The organism is Priestia flexa, assembly GCF_021441905.1.
Taxonomy (GTDB): domain Bacteria; phylum Bacillota; class Bacilli; order Bacillales; family Bacillaceae_H; genus Priestia; species Priestia flexa.
Window position 1 is genome coordinate 3,227,372 of record NZ_CP090431.1, and the last position, 16,293, is coordinate 3,243,664.

Genomic DNA, 16,293 nt, shown 5'->3' on the forward strand with positions numbered 1-16,293 from the left:
TTTAAAAAAATTGTTATTATAAAAAAATTTCCACTAAAATAACTCTGTAATTTTAATAAATAAATAGGCAATTCCTGCACCAATCAGAGGACCTACAGCAACCCCTTGAAATAGCGTCACAGCTAGGATTGTACCAAATACAAGAGCCGTTGTAATATGGGGATCTTCCGACAATAAAGTCAGTCCATATTTAGCAATAATTGCCACTAAAATTCCTGCAGCTAATGCTACCCAAGCATATGACGACTTAATAGCTTCTCCCAATTGTTTAAAACCAATATCACCTGTTGCAATCGGCACTAATACCGCAACTGTAATAACGGTCACACCTAGGTTAATTCCTTTAGACTGTAGATAGGGAAATACCTTACTGTCTAGACCTATTAATTTAATAACTAATAGAAAACCTACAGCGATAATTAACGACTGATTTTTTGCAATCAATCCTATAACCAATAAAATAGCTAAAAACATAACTGGTTGTGAAAACATTCGTTCATCCTTCCTTTCATTACTTTCATGCTTATTTGGATCTTATTTTCTAGTGAAAAACCCACTTTTTTCTTTTCACTCTTTCATAAAAGTTGTAAAATACTAACAAAACTATTTTTAAAGGAGGTTGTTAACTGCTTGCCTAAAATCTATTGGGTTCGTTTTTTACGAATCGTCATCTTATTGACTGGTTTAAGCGCCACACTTATAGTTATTTATTACCTTTCAACGCTGCTTTATCCATTCATCATTGCCTTTATTATTGCACTCTTCATGAATCCAATCGTAAACTTTTTTGAGCGTACGTTAAAGTGTAAACGCTACATTGCTGTTCTTATTTCCATCATGCTTATTTTTTCCATTCTAGCAGGCTCGATTACGCTATTAGTGACTGAAATAATAGCCGGTACAACCTATCTAGCAAAAGTCGTTCCAACTAATTTTGAAGCCGTCATCGTATACATCGAAAACTTTATTGCCAGCAAACTGATTCCTCTTTATAACCAAATTGCTTCAATGTTTAACAGCTTAAACCATAACCAACAGGAAACTATTTTAACAAATATTCAAAACGTTGGCAGTAGTATTACAACAACTGTCGGAGACTTTTTACAGCGACTTTTACAAGCAATCCCAACTTTTCTCGGATGGCTCCCTAACATCGCAACTGTTGTTATTTTTTCCTTACTTGCTACCTTCTTTATCAGCAAGGACTGGAATCGTTTCCTTGCATTTAGCAAAAGCTTTTTACCACCAAAGGTGAAACAGAGTAGTGAAGCTGTAATTGGAGAGCTAAAAAAAGCACTTTTTGGATTTATTCAAGCTCAACTTACGCTTATTTCCATCACAACGATTATTGTTCTTATTGGTCTACTCATTTTACGAGTTGATTATTCAATTACTATCGCTTTACTTATCGGCTTTGTAGACTTATTACCTTATTTAGGAACCGGACTCATCTTCGTGCCTTGGATTATTTATACGTTTACAACTGGAAATATCTCCTTTGCCGTTGGTTTATCTGTTTTATACTTAGTGGTTATCGTACAGCGCCAAATTATGGAACCTAAAATCCTATCATCGAGTATTGGATTAGATCCTTTAGCTACTTTGATTGCTTTGTTTGTCGGCTTTAAATTAATGGGTTTTCTCGGATTAATTGTTGGGCCCATTTTATTGGTTATCATTCGTACGCTACACTCAGCTGGTGTATTTACAGATATTAAAAATTTTATTATTGCAAAATAAAAGTGTGCTTCATGAGAGAGTTTTTCTCATTGATAGCACACTCTTTTTTTAGTCGGTACCCTGATTTTCATTCTTAGCGAATAATCGTAAACCTTCCACGATTTTGAAACAGTCGCTGGAATAACTTCATAACAGTTGGTTTGATAAACTTTCTTGTTGCAGGAATAAGTAGTAAAAAACCCGTTGTATCGGTAAAGAAGCCCGGTGTCAATAGTAAAAGACCACCGATTAAGATACAGAGCCCATCTACAATTGCTTCACCGGGAACTTGGCCAGAATTCATTTGCTGTCGTGCTTTGTGTAAGGTCTTCATACCTTGCTTCTTTGCTAAATAAGCTCCTAATATTCCCGTTGCTAAAATCAAGAAAAATGTTGGTAAAATACCAATTTTCGAACTTACTGTAAGCAATAATGTGATTTCAATAGCAGGGATAATAATTAAAATTGGAACGAGAAATTTCACCGTCAACTCTCCTTAATATCTGACTATAGAAAAAGAGAAGGTAAAGACCTTCTCTTTTTCTTAATTATACCTTACAGAATGCTTGCATGGCCATTGTATACAACGCCACGAGCCGAATCTACTGTAATGTCTTGTCCATCTTTAAACGTAACTGTTGCGCCTTCTACGCCTACAATGACAGGAATGCTTAAGTTTAGCCCTACAACAGCTGCATGGCTTGTTAAACCACCTTCTTCTGTAATTAATGCACTTGCTTTTTCAACTGCACTAATCATGTCGCGGTCTGTGCTATTTGTAACTAAAATTGCGCCTTCTGTCATTTTTTCGTTTGCTTCAGCTGCGCTTTTCGCAATAACTACTTGCCCAACCGCTGATTTACGACCGATGCCTTGACCCTTTGCTAATACATCACCTACAACTTGTACTTTCATTAGGTTTGTAGCACCAGATTCTCCAACAGGTACACCTGCTGTAATAATAACTAGATCTCCTTGAGATACAATGCCCGTTTTTACTGCGTCGTTTACAGCATGCTCTAACATGTCATCAATGTTTGTGCAACGCTCACCTACAACTGGTGTTACTCCCCATACTAACGCTAAACGACGAGCTACTGAATCATTTGCTGCTACCGCTACGATTGGAGATTGTGGACGGTATTTTGAAACGATTTTTGCCGTATATCCACTTTCAGTTGGAGCAACAATTGCACTTGCATTTAAGTTAAGTGCCGTATGTCCTACAGATTGACCGATTGAATCTGTAATAGATGTACCTACTTGCTTGCTGCGTTGTTGTAAGATTTCACGATAGTTTAGAGCTTGTTCTGCACGTGATGCAATCGAATGCATTGTTTGAACAGCTTCGATTGGATAAGAACCAGCAGCAGTCTCACCGGATAACATAATTGCATCTGTACCATCAAAGATTGCGTTCGCTACGTCACTTGCCTCTGCGCGAGTTGGGCGTGGGTTACGTTGCATAGAATCCAGCATTTGTGTTGCTGTGATAACAGGTTTACCAAGCTCGTTACATTTTCTGATTAAATCTTTTTGTACTAACGGTACTTCTTCAGCAGGAATTTCTACTCCTAAGTCACCACGAGCAACCATTAAGCCATCAGACACTTCAAGAATTTCATCGATATTATCGACACCTTCTTGGTTTTCAATTTTTGAAATGATTTGAATGTGTGGAGCATTGTTCTTTTCTAATAGTTCACGAATTTCTAATACGTCAGACGCACGACGAACGAAAGATGCAGCGATGAAATCAATACCCTGCTCGATTCCAAACACGATGTCGTTTGCATCTTTTTCTGTAATACCTGGTAAGTTTACACTTACGTTTGGTACGTTAACACCTTTTTTATTTTTCAAAGTACCTGGGTTTAGTACTTTTGTTTTGATTTCACCAGCAGCTTTATTAACTTCTAATACTTCCAGTCCAATTAAGCCATCGTCTAACAGGATTTTAGAACCTGGGTGTACATCTTCTACTAGACCAGGGTATGTAATTGAGAACTTTTCAGTTGTTCCTACTACTTCTTGCATAGAAACGATGATTTCAGAACCTTCTTCTAAATCAATTGCACCGTTCTCCATTGTATTTGTACGAATTTCCGGACCTTTTGTATCAAGTAAAATTCCGATTGTTTTCCCCGTTTTTTTAGCAGCTTCACGAATGTTAACAATACGTGCACCATGCTCTTCGAAATCACCGTGTGAAAAGTTTAAACGACAAACATTTAAACCAGAGTTAAATAGTTCAACTAACTTTTCTACACTTTCACTTGCTGGACCAATAGTACCTACAATTTTTGTTTTACGCATTCTATCTTCCTCCTATATAGTGGTATAACCAAACTTCTCAATTAATTGTACAAACCTAGCACTCAAAGTTACTGGACTAATCACCTTTTACTTTACATGTTAACAGCAATATGTAGCTTAGTCAGGCGATGATATGCTCTCTTTAAACCAAAGAAAGAACTATTATGTAAGCAGTAAATAGACTATCACAACACATGATGTATTGTACACTCATAGCATAATTTTACCCTTAACTAGTTGTTTTTTTACTACAATTCACTTGGTTTATCTAATGATTTTACTATTCCCGTCTATCTGACAAGCATGCCTATAAAAATTGGTTTTAGACATTACAATAAAAGAAGCGGGTTGCTTTCCCTACAACAATGTCTTTTAAATCCATTAGAGGAAAATGCAGGCTTCTTCTTAAGAATCCTATAGGGTTTTGCTGTCTATAAAATACCATGAAGAACTATGAAACACAATAGAGAAGCGCTATTGTAGAAACGAGAAAATGCACCCCCTATCTAAGTAGAGGATGCTTCGTTGTTTATTTCACACCGATGGCATCGGTTTCAGCTGAAAACTGTCCGATTTTTTTGTATTTTTCATAGCGTTCTTCAACTAATTGCTCTTTTGTTAATTTTGTTAATTCTTGTAAAGAGCTACGAATCGCTACTTCCATATAAGCTGCTTGTTCATCAATATTACGATGAGCTCCACCTTTGACTTCTTCCACAACCTCATCCACAATGCCTAGTTCTTTTAAATCTGGTGCCGTAATTTTCATTGTTTCTGCTGCTTGCTTAGCAAGCGTTGCATCTTTCCACAGTAAGGCAGCAGCACCTTCTGGAGAGATAACAGAGTACGTGGAGTTTTCAAGCATATGAAGATGGTTCCCTACACCAAGTCCTAATGCTCCTCCACTTCCTCCTTCTCCAATAACAATACAAACGATAGGTACAGTTAAGCCAGCCATTTCAAAAAGGTTTTTTGCGATGGCTTCACTTTGTCCTCTTTCTTCCGCTGCTTTTCCTGGGTAAGCGCCTTTTGTATCAATAAAGCAAATAATTGGTCTGTTAAACTTTTCAGCCTGCTTCATTAAACGTAATGCTTTACGATATCCCTCAGGATGTGGCATTCCAAAATTGCGACGAATATTCTCTTTCGTATCTTTACCACGCTGATGACCAATAACCGTGACAGGTACACCTTGGAACTTAGCAATTCCTCCTACGATGGCTTCATCATCACCGTAATAACGGTCACCATGACACTCTAAAAAATTAGTAAACAACCTTGAAATATAATCAAGCGTAGTTGGTCGTTCAGGATGACGCGCAATCTGCACACGATTCCATGGGCTTAAGTGGTTATAAATATCTTTTTCTACTTTTTCCAAGCGCTTTTCTAGCTTTTCAATCTCTGTTGATAAATCAACATCGGTGTTTGTTGCAAATTCCTTTAACTCTGCAATTTTATTACGCAATTCCACGATTGGACGTTCGAATTCTAATTCACTTACCACTGTACGTCACCTCCTACATGAATGTCTAAAATATTCGTGAGCGTTTCTTTTAAATTGTGACGCGCCACAACCGCATCTAATTGACCGTGCTTTAATAAAAATTCTGCAGTTTGGAAATCCTCCGGTAGCTCTTCTCGAATAGTTTGCTCAATAATTCTTCGACCTGCAAAACCAATTAAAGCACCCGGCTCTGCTAGATTATAATCTCCTAACGAAGCAAAACTAGCGGATACGCCTCCCGTTGTAGGGTGCGTCATGATGGAAATAATGAGTCCACCTTTATCACTATACATTTTTAACGCTGAGCTTGTCTTAGCCATTTGCATTAAACTTAAGATACCTTCTTGCATCCTAGCTCCACCTGATGCTGTAAAAATAAGAAACGGTACGCCTAAATCCTTTGCTTTTTCGATAGCTCTTGTAATTTTTTCACCTACAACAGAGCCCATGCTTCCCATTCTAAAATGTGAATCCATAACGGCAACGACTACTTTTAAACCATTAATGTCTCCTTCACCCGTTACAATAGCTTCACTAAGGCCCGTTTTTTCACGGTCTTTCTCCAACTTTTCAACATAATCGGGAAATTCTAAAGGGTTTTGAGAGCGCATTGTACGATCATATTCAATAAACGTACCTTCATCAATTAAGCTACTAATTCTTTCTTTAGCAGTCATTTGGTGATGATGTCCGCAGTTTAAGCACACTTTTAGATTTTTATTAAGCTCTTTCGTGTACATAATTTTTTTACATTTTTTACACTTCGTCATAATTCCTTCCGGTACATCTTGTTTTAGGTGTTCTGATGGAACTGAAGCATACTTTTTCTTCTTTGTATTCTTTGCATTCTTTGTATTTTTAGTAAATAAATCTCTTAACAAAGTGTAACCTCCTTTTGATCCTTTTATCTAAAAGAACCTGTCTTCGTATCCTTTGCTTACCATGCAATAAGCATCAGTCTGAAACCAATAGAGCGTCTATCACCTATTATTTCAAAATAGGTTACACAATCGGTGCAAACAGACCATGAAGTATGAATCCACTCATAATTCCTTCATTTTGTGTACTAATTGATATTTACTTTACAAGAAAAGTTGTACATTTTGTGTAGAAACATGCAACGTGCTATTCGACATTTTGTGAAGCATCACAAGGATGATACCATCCTTTATGAATCGCAAAAACGTCATGCTCGTTTCCTTGTTTAATAGCATGAATTAATAACGCAATTTGGGCTTGATTTTGCATCATTGTTGACTGTTGAAATGTATAGTAAAAGTTACTAACAATTAGCCAAATGCGATGTAACAATCGATTATGTTGAAGGCGAAATAACTGCTCAAATAGCTGTTTAATTGTTAAGGTTTGATGATCTAGCTGATCAACAATGCTTTCATTATTCTGTAGTATAGATTCTAAGCATGCTCTTTCTAACATATATTTCGTTTCAATTAAGTCTTCTTTTGGTTTGCTATCATGCAAGAGAAACGTTGCTAAAATCTCGATAAGCTGATGATCGCCTACTTCTTTAATAAACGTGCCTTCCCCCCGCCGTGTTTCAATAAGGCCTAGCAACTCCAATGCTCGAAGCGCTTCACGCACAGAAGAGCGACCCGCATTTAGTCGCTCTGCCAACTCTCGCTCTGACGGAATTTTATCTCCTGTTTGCAGCTGATTAGACTGCATCAATTGCCGAATTTGCTTTAAGATTTCTACATAAACTTTTGACCGTTCATTCATCAACCTATTTTTTCACTCACCTTATCCACTTAGTATCCAAACAGAATTTTTCGCTGTATCACTTTATTCAATGATAGCCAAACGCTGCGTTTTTAATGCAATTTCATTTGGATCAACCTGTAACCTCGCAACACCTGTTTCCATCGCTGCTTTCGCCACAGCAGCTGCTACTGCTGGTGCAACTCTAGTATCGAATGGTGCGGGAATAACATAATCTTCATGTAAATCGTCTGATGAAATAAGGCTTGCAATTGCTTCTACCGCAGCAATTTTCATCTGTTCATTGATATGAGTAGCCCGTACATCTAGGGCACCACGGAATATACCAGGAAACGCCAGCACGTTATTCACTTGGTTAGGAAAATCCGATCTCCCTGTCCCAATTACCCTTACACCCGCACTCTTTGCTTCGTCGGGCATAATTTCAGGCATTGGATTAGCCATTGCAAAAACAATTGGATCCTCATTCATCTTTTGAATCATCTCTTTTGTCAGAGCCCCTTCGACAGATACACCAATAAAAACATCCGCTCCAGAAAGCGCATCTTCTAAGGTCCCAGTTACTTTTTGACGATTGGTATAAGCAGCTACCTCGTCTTTTACCTGATTCATCCCAAACGATCTACCTTCATAAACTGGACCTTTTGAGTCACACATAATAATGTCGCGCACGCCATAGCGATGCAATAATTTAATGATGGCAATCCCTGCGGCTCCAGCACCGTTGGCTACTACCTTCACTTCTGACATTTTTTTATTTGCTAGTTTTAATGCATTTACCAAGCCAGCTACCGTTACAATTGCAGTTCCGTGCTGATCATCATGAAAAATAGGAATATTGGTTTCTTTCTTTAAGCGTTCCTCAATTTCAAAACAATTTGGTGCCGCAATATCCTCTAGATTTACTCCACCGAATGTTGGTTCTAATAGCTTTACTGTCTCTACGATTTGGTCAATATCTGTGGTCTTTAAACAGATAGGAAACGCATCTACTCCGGCAAAGCTTTTAAATAATACTGCTTTACCTTCCATTACAGGTAAAGCTGCTTCTGGACCGATATTTCCTAACCCTAAAACCGCAGTTCCATCAGATACCACTGCAACCATATTTCCTTTCATTGTATACTCATACACATTATTCACATCATCGTAAATTTCTTTACAAGGCTCAGCTACCCCCGGTGAATAAGCTAGGCTTAAATCCTGAGCATTTCGAACAGGGATTTTTGACTTAGATTCTAACTTCCCTTTATTAATACGGTGCATATGCAGTGCTTCTTCACGTAAAGACATGAGCTCACTCCTCATTCGATATAAGTATACATATAGCTATTAATTAGAAACGATGCAGTTAAGCAATAAGCGCTCATTTTCATTGCATCTGAGTAAATGTAAAATTAAGTAACAGTGGTCAGACCACTTTTTTTAACTTCTTTACAATATAACATCATCTACAATCTGTAAAGACTATAGCGTTTTTACAGCCACATTTTCATCTCCAAGTAACGCTTTAAATTGTGTAATAACATCCCCCTCTAGTGAGATAAAATAGTCGGACGTTAAGCGTAATAATCGCTTCTCTGACTCATAGTACACCAGAACTGGTACATTTCCTTTAGCGCTATGAATTTTTTTATAAATATCACGAATGACTTCATCACTTTGGGCTGATGGCTTTACACGTAAATATACTTCTTGTTTCGGCAGCTCTTCTTCAACTTCCTTCGCTAAATAAATTTCTTGTGCAACAATTTGTCGCTTATTGGTTCGAATATCGACTTTACCTTTAATCAATACGACTTCTCCAACGTTTAACAACTGCTTGTATTTCTCGTAGCTTCGTGGAAACACTACTGCATCGGCATCGTCTGTTTCATCACTAATTGCAAGGAAGGCCATTTGCTCACCTTGTTTGGTACGAATGATGCGCTCATTTGAGATAAGTCCAATAATTGAAACTTGTGCTCCATTTTTACACTTCGCAATATCGCAAAGAGGGATTGTAAAATGAGCTTCCATTAACCTTTCATATTGAGAAGCCGGATGATTAGATAAATAAAAGCCTACTGCTTCTTTTTCACGTTCCAAAATTTCTTGCTCGCTGAATTCGTCTACTATTATGTACTTTGGCTTTAGCGAAAAACCCATGCCAAAATCATCTTGTGGATCAACCAGCTGGGCATGTTCGAAAGCTACGTCTATCGTTTCAATAAGCGTGGCACGATTTTCACCAAACTCATCGAAACAACCGGCATTAATCAGCGTTTCAAGGATTTTTTTATTAACAATTTTTGTCGATACGCGCATACAAAAATCAAATAGGTCTTCAAACGGCTTATTCTTTCTCTCATTGAGAATTTCTTGAACCACTGTTCCGCCAACATATTTAATTGCTCCTAAACTAAAACGAATCTGTTGCTTTTCTACATTGAAAGCATACGCACTTTGATTGATAGATGGAGGCAAAAGAGCAATCTTTCTTTTCCTCATTTCTTGAATGTATTGCTCACTTTTTGATTGATTTCCAATCGCACTGGTTAATAAAACCGCAAAGAACTGAAGGGGATAATGTGCTTTTAAATAGGCTAAATAGTAAGTAATAAAGCTATATGCAACGGCATGGCTCCTGTTAAATCCGTAGTTAGCAAACTTAACAATTAAGTCGTAGACTTGTTCTGAGACTTCTTCACCATATCCCTGTCGTTTACTACCTTCGATAAAATGCTTTCGCTCTTTTTGGAGCGTCGCACTCTCTTTTTTACTGACCGCTCGCCTTAAAAGGTCAGCTTCCCCTAATGAAAATCCGGCCATTTTCGAAGCGATTTGCATAATTTGCTCTTGATAAACAATGACTCCATACGTGGTTTGTAAAATTGGTTTTAGCACATCATGAACATACGTAACTTTTTCTAAACCATGCTTTCTTTTAATATAGGTTGGAATATGCTCCATCGGTCCAGGACGATACAAAGCATTGACCGCCACTATATCTTCTAGTTCTGTTGGTTGTAACTCTTTTAATACTTTGCGCATGCCGTCTGATTCTAACTGAAATATTCCAGTTGTATCACCACTTGCTAAAAGCTGAAACGTCTTAGCATCTTGCATAGGAATATCTGGTAGCTTTTGCCTTTCTCCTGTATCTCGCTCCACTTTTGCAAGAATATAATCAATTAACGTTAAATTACGGAGACCTAGAAAATCCATTTTAAGTAAGCCTATATCCTGCAGTGCTTCCATTGGGTACTGAGTGAGGTACACATTATGCTGACCCTCTTGAATAGGCGTATACGATGTAAGCGGCTCGCCATTAATAACAACGCCTGCAGCGTGAGTTGACGTATGTCTTGGAAGCCCTTCTACTTGCATTGCTAATTGCAAAAGTTTTTGTCTAATAGGCATAGCTTGAATATACTCACGTAAAGGCTTAGACTGTGCAACTGCTTGTTGTAACGTGACCCCAGGTTTAGATGGTAGTAATTTAGAAACAACAGAAAGATCTTCCTTATCCATTCCTATAACTTTTCCCACATCGCGAATGGCCGCCTTAGTCGCTAGAGTGCCGAAAGTAATAATTTGAGCAACATGAATCTGACCGTATTTTCCAGCCACATATTGAATGACTTGGTCACGTTTATTATCTGGAAAATCAATATCAATATCAGGCATTGAAATGCGTTCAGGGTTTAGGAACCGTTCGAACAACAAGTCATGCTTAATTGGATCAACATTGGTAATTTCTAAAACATAAGCAACTAAAGAACCTGCTGCTGAACCACGCCCCGGCCCTGTAATAATTCCATTTTTGTGCGCATACTGCATAAAATCCCATACAATTAGAAAGTAGTTGCTAAACTTCATCTGTTGAATGACACTAAGTTCATAGTCTAATCGTGCTGCATATTCAGGGGTGACTGTACTTAAACGCTTTTTCAAGCCTTCTTCGCACAGTTTTTGTAAATAGCTATCCGCCGTATCCTGACTGTTGGGGATTGGATAGGATGGAATCATCATTTTACCGAGTGAGAGCTCAAGGTTGCACCGGTCAGCTATACGATTTGTTTCGTATAAAGTGGAAAGAACGTCTGTATAGAGGCTTTCCATTTGAGACTGTGATTTAAAATAATATTCTTTGCTGTTCCTATCTTCCTCTATCATATCTTGAAGCATATCACCTTCACCTATAGCCTTTAGGCATTCATAGGCTTCATAATCTTCTTGAACCAGGTATTTTACGTCATTGGAAGCCAGTAACTTCACATTCAATTCTTCTGCTAATTTACAAAGTTCCTCATTCAAAACTTGCTCGTGATCTCCGTGTCGCTGAAGAGACAAATAAAAATTTTCTTCTCCATATACATGTTTAAAAAATGCAATAGTTTGTTTTGCTTCATCCAGCTTATTATCCAAAATAAGCGATTCAATTTCTCCAGATAGCCCAGGCGTAAAAGCGATTACGCCTTCTTTATAATGCGGTAACCACTTTTTTTTCACGCCGTTCTTTTCTTTTGTTTGAACAAGGCTGCTCAACTTTACTAAATTTTCATATCCCTTCTCATTCTGAGCGAGTAAAACAAGCGGATAAGAAAACGCTTCATCTTCTTGCTTTTGCACATATAAAGTCAAACCGATGATTGGCTTAATGCCAGCTTTTTTGCACTCTTTATAAAAAGGGATAGCTCCGTACATCACATTTTCATCCGTCAGAGCAACAGCTTTATAATCTAATGCTTTTGCACGTTCGACCAGCTGCTTAATTCGAATCGTGCTATTTAAAATGCTATATGCACTTTTTAGTTGTAGATGAACAAAAGGCACGAGTCTTCCCACCTTCTTTTTATGTATTTATGTCCATTATAAATTTTGTTGTTCTTCCATACAAATTACATAACTTGTTTTGTTTGTCCATATATATGAATTACAGCAGAAATGATAGAAAATGTGCAAAAGGAGGGAGAAGATGAAAGAGCCCTTTATGTCATTGTTTATTTGGAGCTACTTCACTTCATTAGGTATTATTCTTGGCGGTGCTTTAATTGGTTCGTTTGCAGGGTTTTTAATTGGTAAATCTCCATTTCACATCATGTATACATTAAGTAACAGCTTAAAAATTTGGGCGATTGTAGGAGCTATTGGAGGCACGTTTGATACATTCTATAGTTTTGAACGTGGCTTGTTTGAAGGTGCTACTAAAGATGTCGTAAAACAAATCTTGCTAATACTCTCAGCAATGGGTGGGGCTCAAACAGGGGCACTAATTATTAAATGGTTGACACAAGAGAGCTTAGGTTTATGAGGGTCCCAAACAAACGTCTATATAAGCGGTCAGACTTAGAACGCTTTTTCGCTGGATTAGTTATCGGTGCCATTATTAGCTGGGGCGTTTTTTTAATTATTTATGGTGAACTACAGCATGAACAAACAAAGTCATTAGTGCAGCTGGAACAGAAGCTAGAAAGAGCAGAAAAAAACAGTTTAATTTGGCAAGAAGATGTACGAGAATTAAATAAAAAGATGAAAAAAAACATTTTGATTCAAGAGGTGAAAGTAAACTTAACAAATACGAAGCAATATAAATTAGGTTCCCTCACTTCTTACCACCTTCAAGCTAGCGTTGAAGAAGAAGCACTACATTTAATTGCTCAAGACATTGAGAGTGCGTATGACGCACGAAATGTATTAAAAAAAGCGATTGAAAATAAAAAATATGAATTCGATAAAATGATTTACGAAGTCGAAGTGCACCAAATTTATTTCTACACCACTTTATCAATTGAAATTCGGATAAAGAAAGTAGAGAAAGTCATGTAAAACAGGCGTACTAGGAGAATGTACGCCTGTTTTAACATTTACTGAAATAGCGCTTCTAAATCTTGAAGCAGTGGCTCAACCTCATCCCAAGAATAAATGGAAGCACCAGCTGCAAGTGGATGACCTCCTCCTTTATACTTACGGGCAATCGTGTTGATAACCGGACCTTTTGATCTTAATCTTACTCGAATTTGATCTTCTTCTTCCACAAAGAATACCCATACCTTCATGCCTTCAATATGCCCTAATGAACTAACTAACTGCGATGCATCTGCTGGCGTTACGCTGTATTTCTCAAGAATTTCTTTTGGTATTTTCATATACCCAACCCCTGAGTCTGATAGAGAGAAATTTTGAAGCACATACCCATGTAAATGCGCCACGTTTGCTTTCGTTTTATACATCTCATCATAAACATCCTTAAATTCAAAATCATATTGAATTAAGTCGCTTGCGTAGCGGAACGTCTTAGGCTTTGTGCTTGGAAATAAAAAGCGACCTGTATCTCCCACAATTCCGCTAAAAATTAACTCAGCACCGCGGTCATTTAATGTAAGCCCGTCTTCTTTACCATGAAGGAAAAATTCATAGATCATTTCGCTTGTTGAACACGCTTCTGTATCCACCCATAGTAAATCTCCGTACTGGTCTTCATTCGGATGATGATCAATTTTAATTAGCATTTTCCCTTTTGCATATCGCTGATCACAGACTCGTTCCTGATTGGCTGTATCACATACAATAACAAGTGCATCTTCATACACTTCATCAGCAACATCATCCATTCGATATAAAAACTTAAGAGATTCCGCTTCTTTTCCTGTTACGTAAATCTTCTTTTCAGGAAAAGATGTTTTTAACAGCTCCGCTAACCCACATTGAGAACCATACGCGTCAGGATCTGGCCTTACATGACGGTGAATAATAATTGTATCGAAACCTTTAATTGCATTTAAAATTTGTGTTTTCATCTAGCAGCACTCCCATCGGTAAATTAGCAAACTATTTATGTACCAAACCTAATAGCTAGTTCTATTAAATCATAGATAGCTAGAAGTTTAAAAGCAGAATTAATTAATACTAGAATTTTCTGGCATCTATCGATAGAATAGGAATAAGTAGTCTGTTACATACAGCTTAAAGAAAACGCATTCAGTACTATGAAGGTGAAATTGTTTAGATATCTTACAACCAATAAATAATTATTTTCAAAAGGAGCTGAATGAATTAATGCCTATTCTCGCCATTTTAATCGTCATTTCATTTGTCTTTTATTTCTATTTAAAAGTCAAATATGTCCGCTCCAAACGTCCTATTGAACGCAAATGGATCTCTGCAAAATCCAGTATTTCACTTGGAGCTTTTGTACTTTTCTTTGGAATTAATCAATGGTTTATTTATGCAACTACAACATCCCTCATTATCGGTATCATCTTTGCTTTATTTGGTCTCGGAAGTATTATTACAGGTATTCGCGCATACAGATATTACCTTCCTCTTGCTACGAAAGAAGCTCAAACGTCTTTATAAAAAGAGTTTGGGACATAACAAAATGATTGCTTCTAAGAGACGAACAATAGCTGTTCCAATCTTTTTGGTTTGTCTGAACACGTTCGTTCCATTGCGCTACGGCCACTCGCTTTCCGCGGGGAGGAACCTGAGCTTCCTCGCTGCGCTGCGGGATCTCAGTTTTCCCTCTCTTTCCCGCAGGAGTCGAGTGTCCTACGCTCCATTCCACCCTGTTTCCAACATTGTTTTCACAATCAACCAAAAAACCTGAACGATTAAAAGTGAGAAACTCTCAATCGTTCAGGTTTATCATTGGCTGAATTACTTATGTCCCAGCCTCTTTATACACGTTCTAAAAGCTGCGCCATTAGCATTGCTTTACCAACAACGACGCCCTCATTATATACTTCAACATCTACCTTTCCAAACTTTCGACCCAACTCCAATACTTTCGGTCGAATTTCAACAATGCTGTCAATTTGTACAGGTTTAATGAAATAGATCGTAATATTCTCAATAACTAAGTCACCTTTTTTGAATGAACGAAGCGCTCGGTTTGCTGCTTCCGTTACAATTGTCGTAAATACGCCGTACGAAATAGTTCCCATATAGTTTGTCATTTGCGGCGTTACTTCACAGCGATAAAAAGGTTCAGCTTTTGTATCTTTTACATCGATGAATTGATTGGTCACAATATCGTCAATTGTTTCGCCAACCTGAGGTTGCCTTTGAATCATCTGAAGTGCTTTTAAGACATCCTGTCGACTGATAATTCCTTCTAAATGGTGAGAGTCATCAACAACGGGAAGAACTTCAATACCTTCCCAAACCATCATATGAGCAGAAGATGCCACCGACGTTTTACCATGGACCGTCATTGGATTTTTCGTCATTACCTTCTCGATCGAGGTTTGGGCATCATAACCAATTACATCTTTAGAAGTCACCATTCCGTGGACTTTCATCTGATCATCCACTACAGGAAAACGGCTATGATGCGTTTTTGTGTTAAGGTTATGCCACGTAGCAATTGTATCATTAAGCTTTAGGCTAACAGCTTCTTCAGCAGGCGTTAAGATATCTTCCACCAGTACAATTTCCTTTTTGATCAATTGATCGTAAATGGCACGGTTAATCATGGTTGCAACGGTAAATGTATCATAACTTGTAGAAATGATAGGAAGTTTTAAGTCATCTGCGAGCTTCTTCACCCAATCTTCTGTATCAAATCCTCCTGTAATTAAAACAGCTGCTCCTGCTTCTAAAGCCAATTCATGTGCATTTACTCGGTTTCCAACAATTAAAAGGTTTCCTGCTTCTGTGTATCTCATCATGGCATCTAGCTTCATTGCACCAATAACAAATTTATTAAGCGTTTTATATAACCCTTCTCTTCCACCCAGCACTTGTCCATCTACAATGTTTACAACTTCGGCAAAAGTAAGCTTTTCAATATTTTCTTTTTTCTTTCGCTCGATTCGAATGGTCCCAACACGCTCTATTGTAGAAACGTATCCTTTATTTTCTGCATCTTTAATAGCTCGATAAGCAGTACCTTCGCTTACCGTCAGTTCTTTTGCAATCTGCCTAACTGATATTTTTTCACCAATTGGTAACGAGTCAATATAGTGTAAAATCTGTTCATGTTTTGTCGCCAAATGTACTTCACCCTTCTAAAGCGCCGGACGTAC

The 16,293-nt window shown here is 37.7% G+C and carries 14 protein-coding genes; 4 read left to right on the top strand and 10 right to left on the bottom strand.

Going from position 1 to position 16,293, the window contains the following annotated elements:
• Positions 1–33: 33 nt before the first annotated feature.
• Positions 34–492: a DUF441 domain-containing protein gene (locus LZP85_RS16595; protein ID WP_025907255.1), complete on the bottom strand. Its 459-nt coding sequence runs from the start codon at positions 490–492 to the stop codon at positions 34–36.
• 138 nt (positions 493–630) lie between these two features.
• On the opposite strand from LZP85_RS16595, the gene ytvI reads away from it, so the two are divergent.
• Positions 631–1,740: a sporulation integral membrane protein YtvI gene (gene ytvI, locus LZP85_RS16600; protein WP_206782164.1), complete on the top strand. Its 1,110-nt coding sequence runs from the start codon at positions 631–633 to the stop codon at positions 1,738–1,740.
• A 73-nt stretch (positions 1,741–1,813) separates the two neighbouring features.
• Here ytvI and LZP85_RS16605 read toward each other — a convergent pair whose 3' ends face one another.
• The 7 genes from LZP85_RS16605 to dnaE all read right to left on the bottom strand — a co-directional run bounded on the left by LZP85_RS16605 (position 1,814) and on the right by dnaE (position 12,100).
• The gene (locus LZP85_RS16605) at positions 1,814–2,203 is read right to left on the bottom strand and encodes an FxsA family protein (protein WP_061784958.1); all 390 of its coding nucleotides are present in this window, start codon (positions 2,201–2,203) and stop codon (positions 1,814–1,816) included.
• Positions 2,204–2,274: 71 nt separating this feature from the next.
• Positions 2,275–4,035 carry a pyruvate kinase gene (gene pyk / locus LZP85_RS16610; RefSeq protein WP_119543241.1) on the bottom strand — a complete coding sequence of 587 codons (1,761 nt, stop codon included), beginning with the start codon at positions 4,033–4,035 and terminating at the stop codon, positions 2,275–2,277.
• Positions 4,036–4,564: 529 nt separating this feature from the next.
• On the bottom strand, positions 4,565–5,542 hold the full coding sequence (gene accA, locus LZP85_RS16615) for an acetyl-CoA carboxylase carboxyl transferase subunit alpha (RefSeq protein WP_025907263.1): 978 nt from the start codon (positions 5,540–5,542) through the stop codon (positions 4,565–4,567).
• Positions 5,536–6,423, bottom strand: a complete 888-nt coding sequence (gene accD, locus LZP85_RS16620; RefSeq protein ID WP_076512628.1) for an acetyl-CoA carboxylase, carboxyltransferase subunit beta — start codon at positions 6,421–6,423, stop codon at positions 5,536–5,538. Before accD ends, accA begins: the two co-directional genes overlap by 7 nt.
• A gap of 244 nt (positions 6,424–6,667) precedes the next feature.
• The gene (locus LZP85_RS16625) at positions 6,668–7,282 is read right to left on the bottom strand and encodes a FadR/GntR family transcriptional regulator (RefSeq protein WP_182840840.1); all 615 of its coding nucleotides are present in this window, start codon (positions 7,280–7,282) and stop codon (positions 6,668–6,670) included.
• A 63-nt stretch (positions 7,283–7,345) separates the two neighbouring features.
• Positions 7,346–8,575, bottom strand: coding sequence for an NADP-dependent malic enzyme (locus LZP85_RS16630; protein ID WP_061784955.1), 1,230 nt, complete (start codon positions 8,573–8,575; stop codon positions 7,346–7,348).
• A gap of 174 nt (positions 8,576–8,749) precedes the next feature.
• Positions 8,750–12,100 carry a DNA polymerase III subunit alpha gene (dnaE, locus tag LZP85_RS16635; RefSeq protein WP_226639104.1) on the bottom strand — a complete coding sequence of 1,117 codons (3,351 nt, stop codon included), beginning with the start codon at positions 12,098–12,100 and terminating at the stop codon, positions 8,750–8,752.
• 142 nt (positions 12,101–12,242) lie between these two features.
• On the opposite strand from dnaE, the gene LZP85_RS16640 reads away from it, so the two are divergent.
• Both LZP85_RS16640 and ytrI read left to right on the top strand, forming a co-directional pair.
• Entirely contained in the window at positions 12,243–12,578 is a 336-nt protein-coding gene (locus LZP85_RS16640) for a sporulation membrane protein YtrH (RefSeq protein ID WP_025907274.1), read from the top strand.
• Positions 12,575–13,093 carry a sporulation membrane protein YtrI gene (gene ytrI / locus LZP85_RS16645; RefSeq protein WP_061784953.1) on the top strand — a complete coding sequence of 173 codons (519 nt, stop codon included), beginning with the start codon at positions 12,575–12,577 and terminating at the stop codon, positions 13,091–13,093. The genes LZP85_RS16640 and ytrI overlap by 4 nt, the downstream gene beginning before the upstream one ends.
• A gap of 38 nt (positions 13,094–13,131) precedes the next feature.
• Here ytrI and LZP85_RS16650 read toward each other — a convergent pair whose 3' ends face one another.
• Positions 13,132–14,064 carry a DHH family phosphoesterase gene (locus tag LZP85_RS16650; RefSeq protein WP_025907278.1) on the bottom strand — a complete coding sequence of 311 codons (933 nt, stop codon included), beginning with the start codon at positions 14,062–14,064 and terminating at the stop codon, positions 13,132–13,134.
• A gap of 259 nt (positions 14,065–14,323) precedes the next feature.
• Between LZP85_RS16650 and LZP85_RS16655 the strand changes: the two genes are divergently transcribed.
• Entirely contained in the window at positions 14,324–14,623 is a 300-nt protein-coding gene (locus LZP85_RS16655; protein WP_025907280.1) for a YtpI family protein, read from the top strand.
• A gap of 320 nt (positions 14,624–14,943) precedes the next feature.
• On the opposite strand, the gene LZP85_RS16660 is transcribed toward LZP85_RS16655, so the two are convergent.
• Complete coding sequence (locus LZP85_RS16660; protein WP_025908934.1) at positions 14,944–16,260, bottom strand: CBS domain-containing protein; 1,317 nt, start codon at positions 16,258–16,260, stop codon at positions 14,944–14,946.
• Positions 16,261–16,293: the final 33 nt, after the last annotated feature.

What these genes read in the sequence shown, in the direction of transcription:
- LZP85_RS16595 (WP_025907255.1), bottom strand. Translation starts at nt 492, where the DNA reads ATGTTTTCACAACCAGTTATGTTTTTAGCTATTTTATTGGTTATAGGA.
- pyk (WP_119543241.1), bottom strand. Translation starts at nt 4,035, where the DNA reads ATGCGTAAAACAAAAATTGTAGGTACTATTGGTCCAGCAAGTGAAAGT.
- LZP85_RS16625 (WP_182840840.1), bottom strand. Translation starts at nt 7,282, where the DNA reads ATGAATGAACGGTCAAAAGTTTATGTAGAAATCTTAAAGCAAATTCGG.
- LZP85_RS16630 (WP_061784955.1), bottom strand. Translation starts at nt 8,575, where the DNA reads ATGTCTTTACGTGAAGAAGCACTGCATATGCACCGTATTAATAAAGGG.
- LZP85_RS16640 (WP_025907274.1), top strand. Translation starts at nt 12,243, where the DNA reads ATGAAAGAGCCCTTTATGTCATTGTTTATTTGGAGCTACTTCACTTCA.
- ytrI (WP_061784953.1), top strand. Translation starts at nt 12,575, where the DNA reads ATGAGGGTCCCAAACAAACGTCTATATAAGCGGTCAGACTTAGAACGC.
- LZP85_RS16650 (WP_025907278.1), bottom strand. Translation starts at nt 14,064, where the DNA reads ATGAAAACACAAATTTTAAATGCAATTAAAGGTTTCGATACAATTATT.
- LZP85_RS16655 (WP_025907280.1), top strand. Translation starts at nt 14,324, where the DNA reads ATGCCTATTCTCGCCATTTTAATCGTCATTTCATTTGTCTTTTATTTC.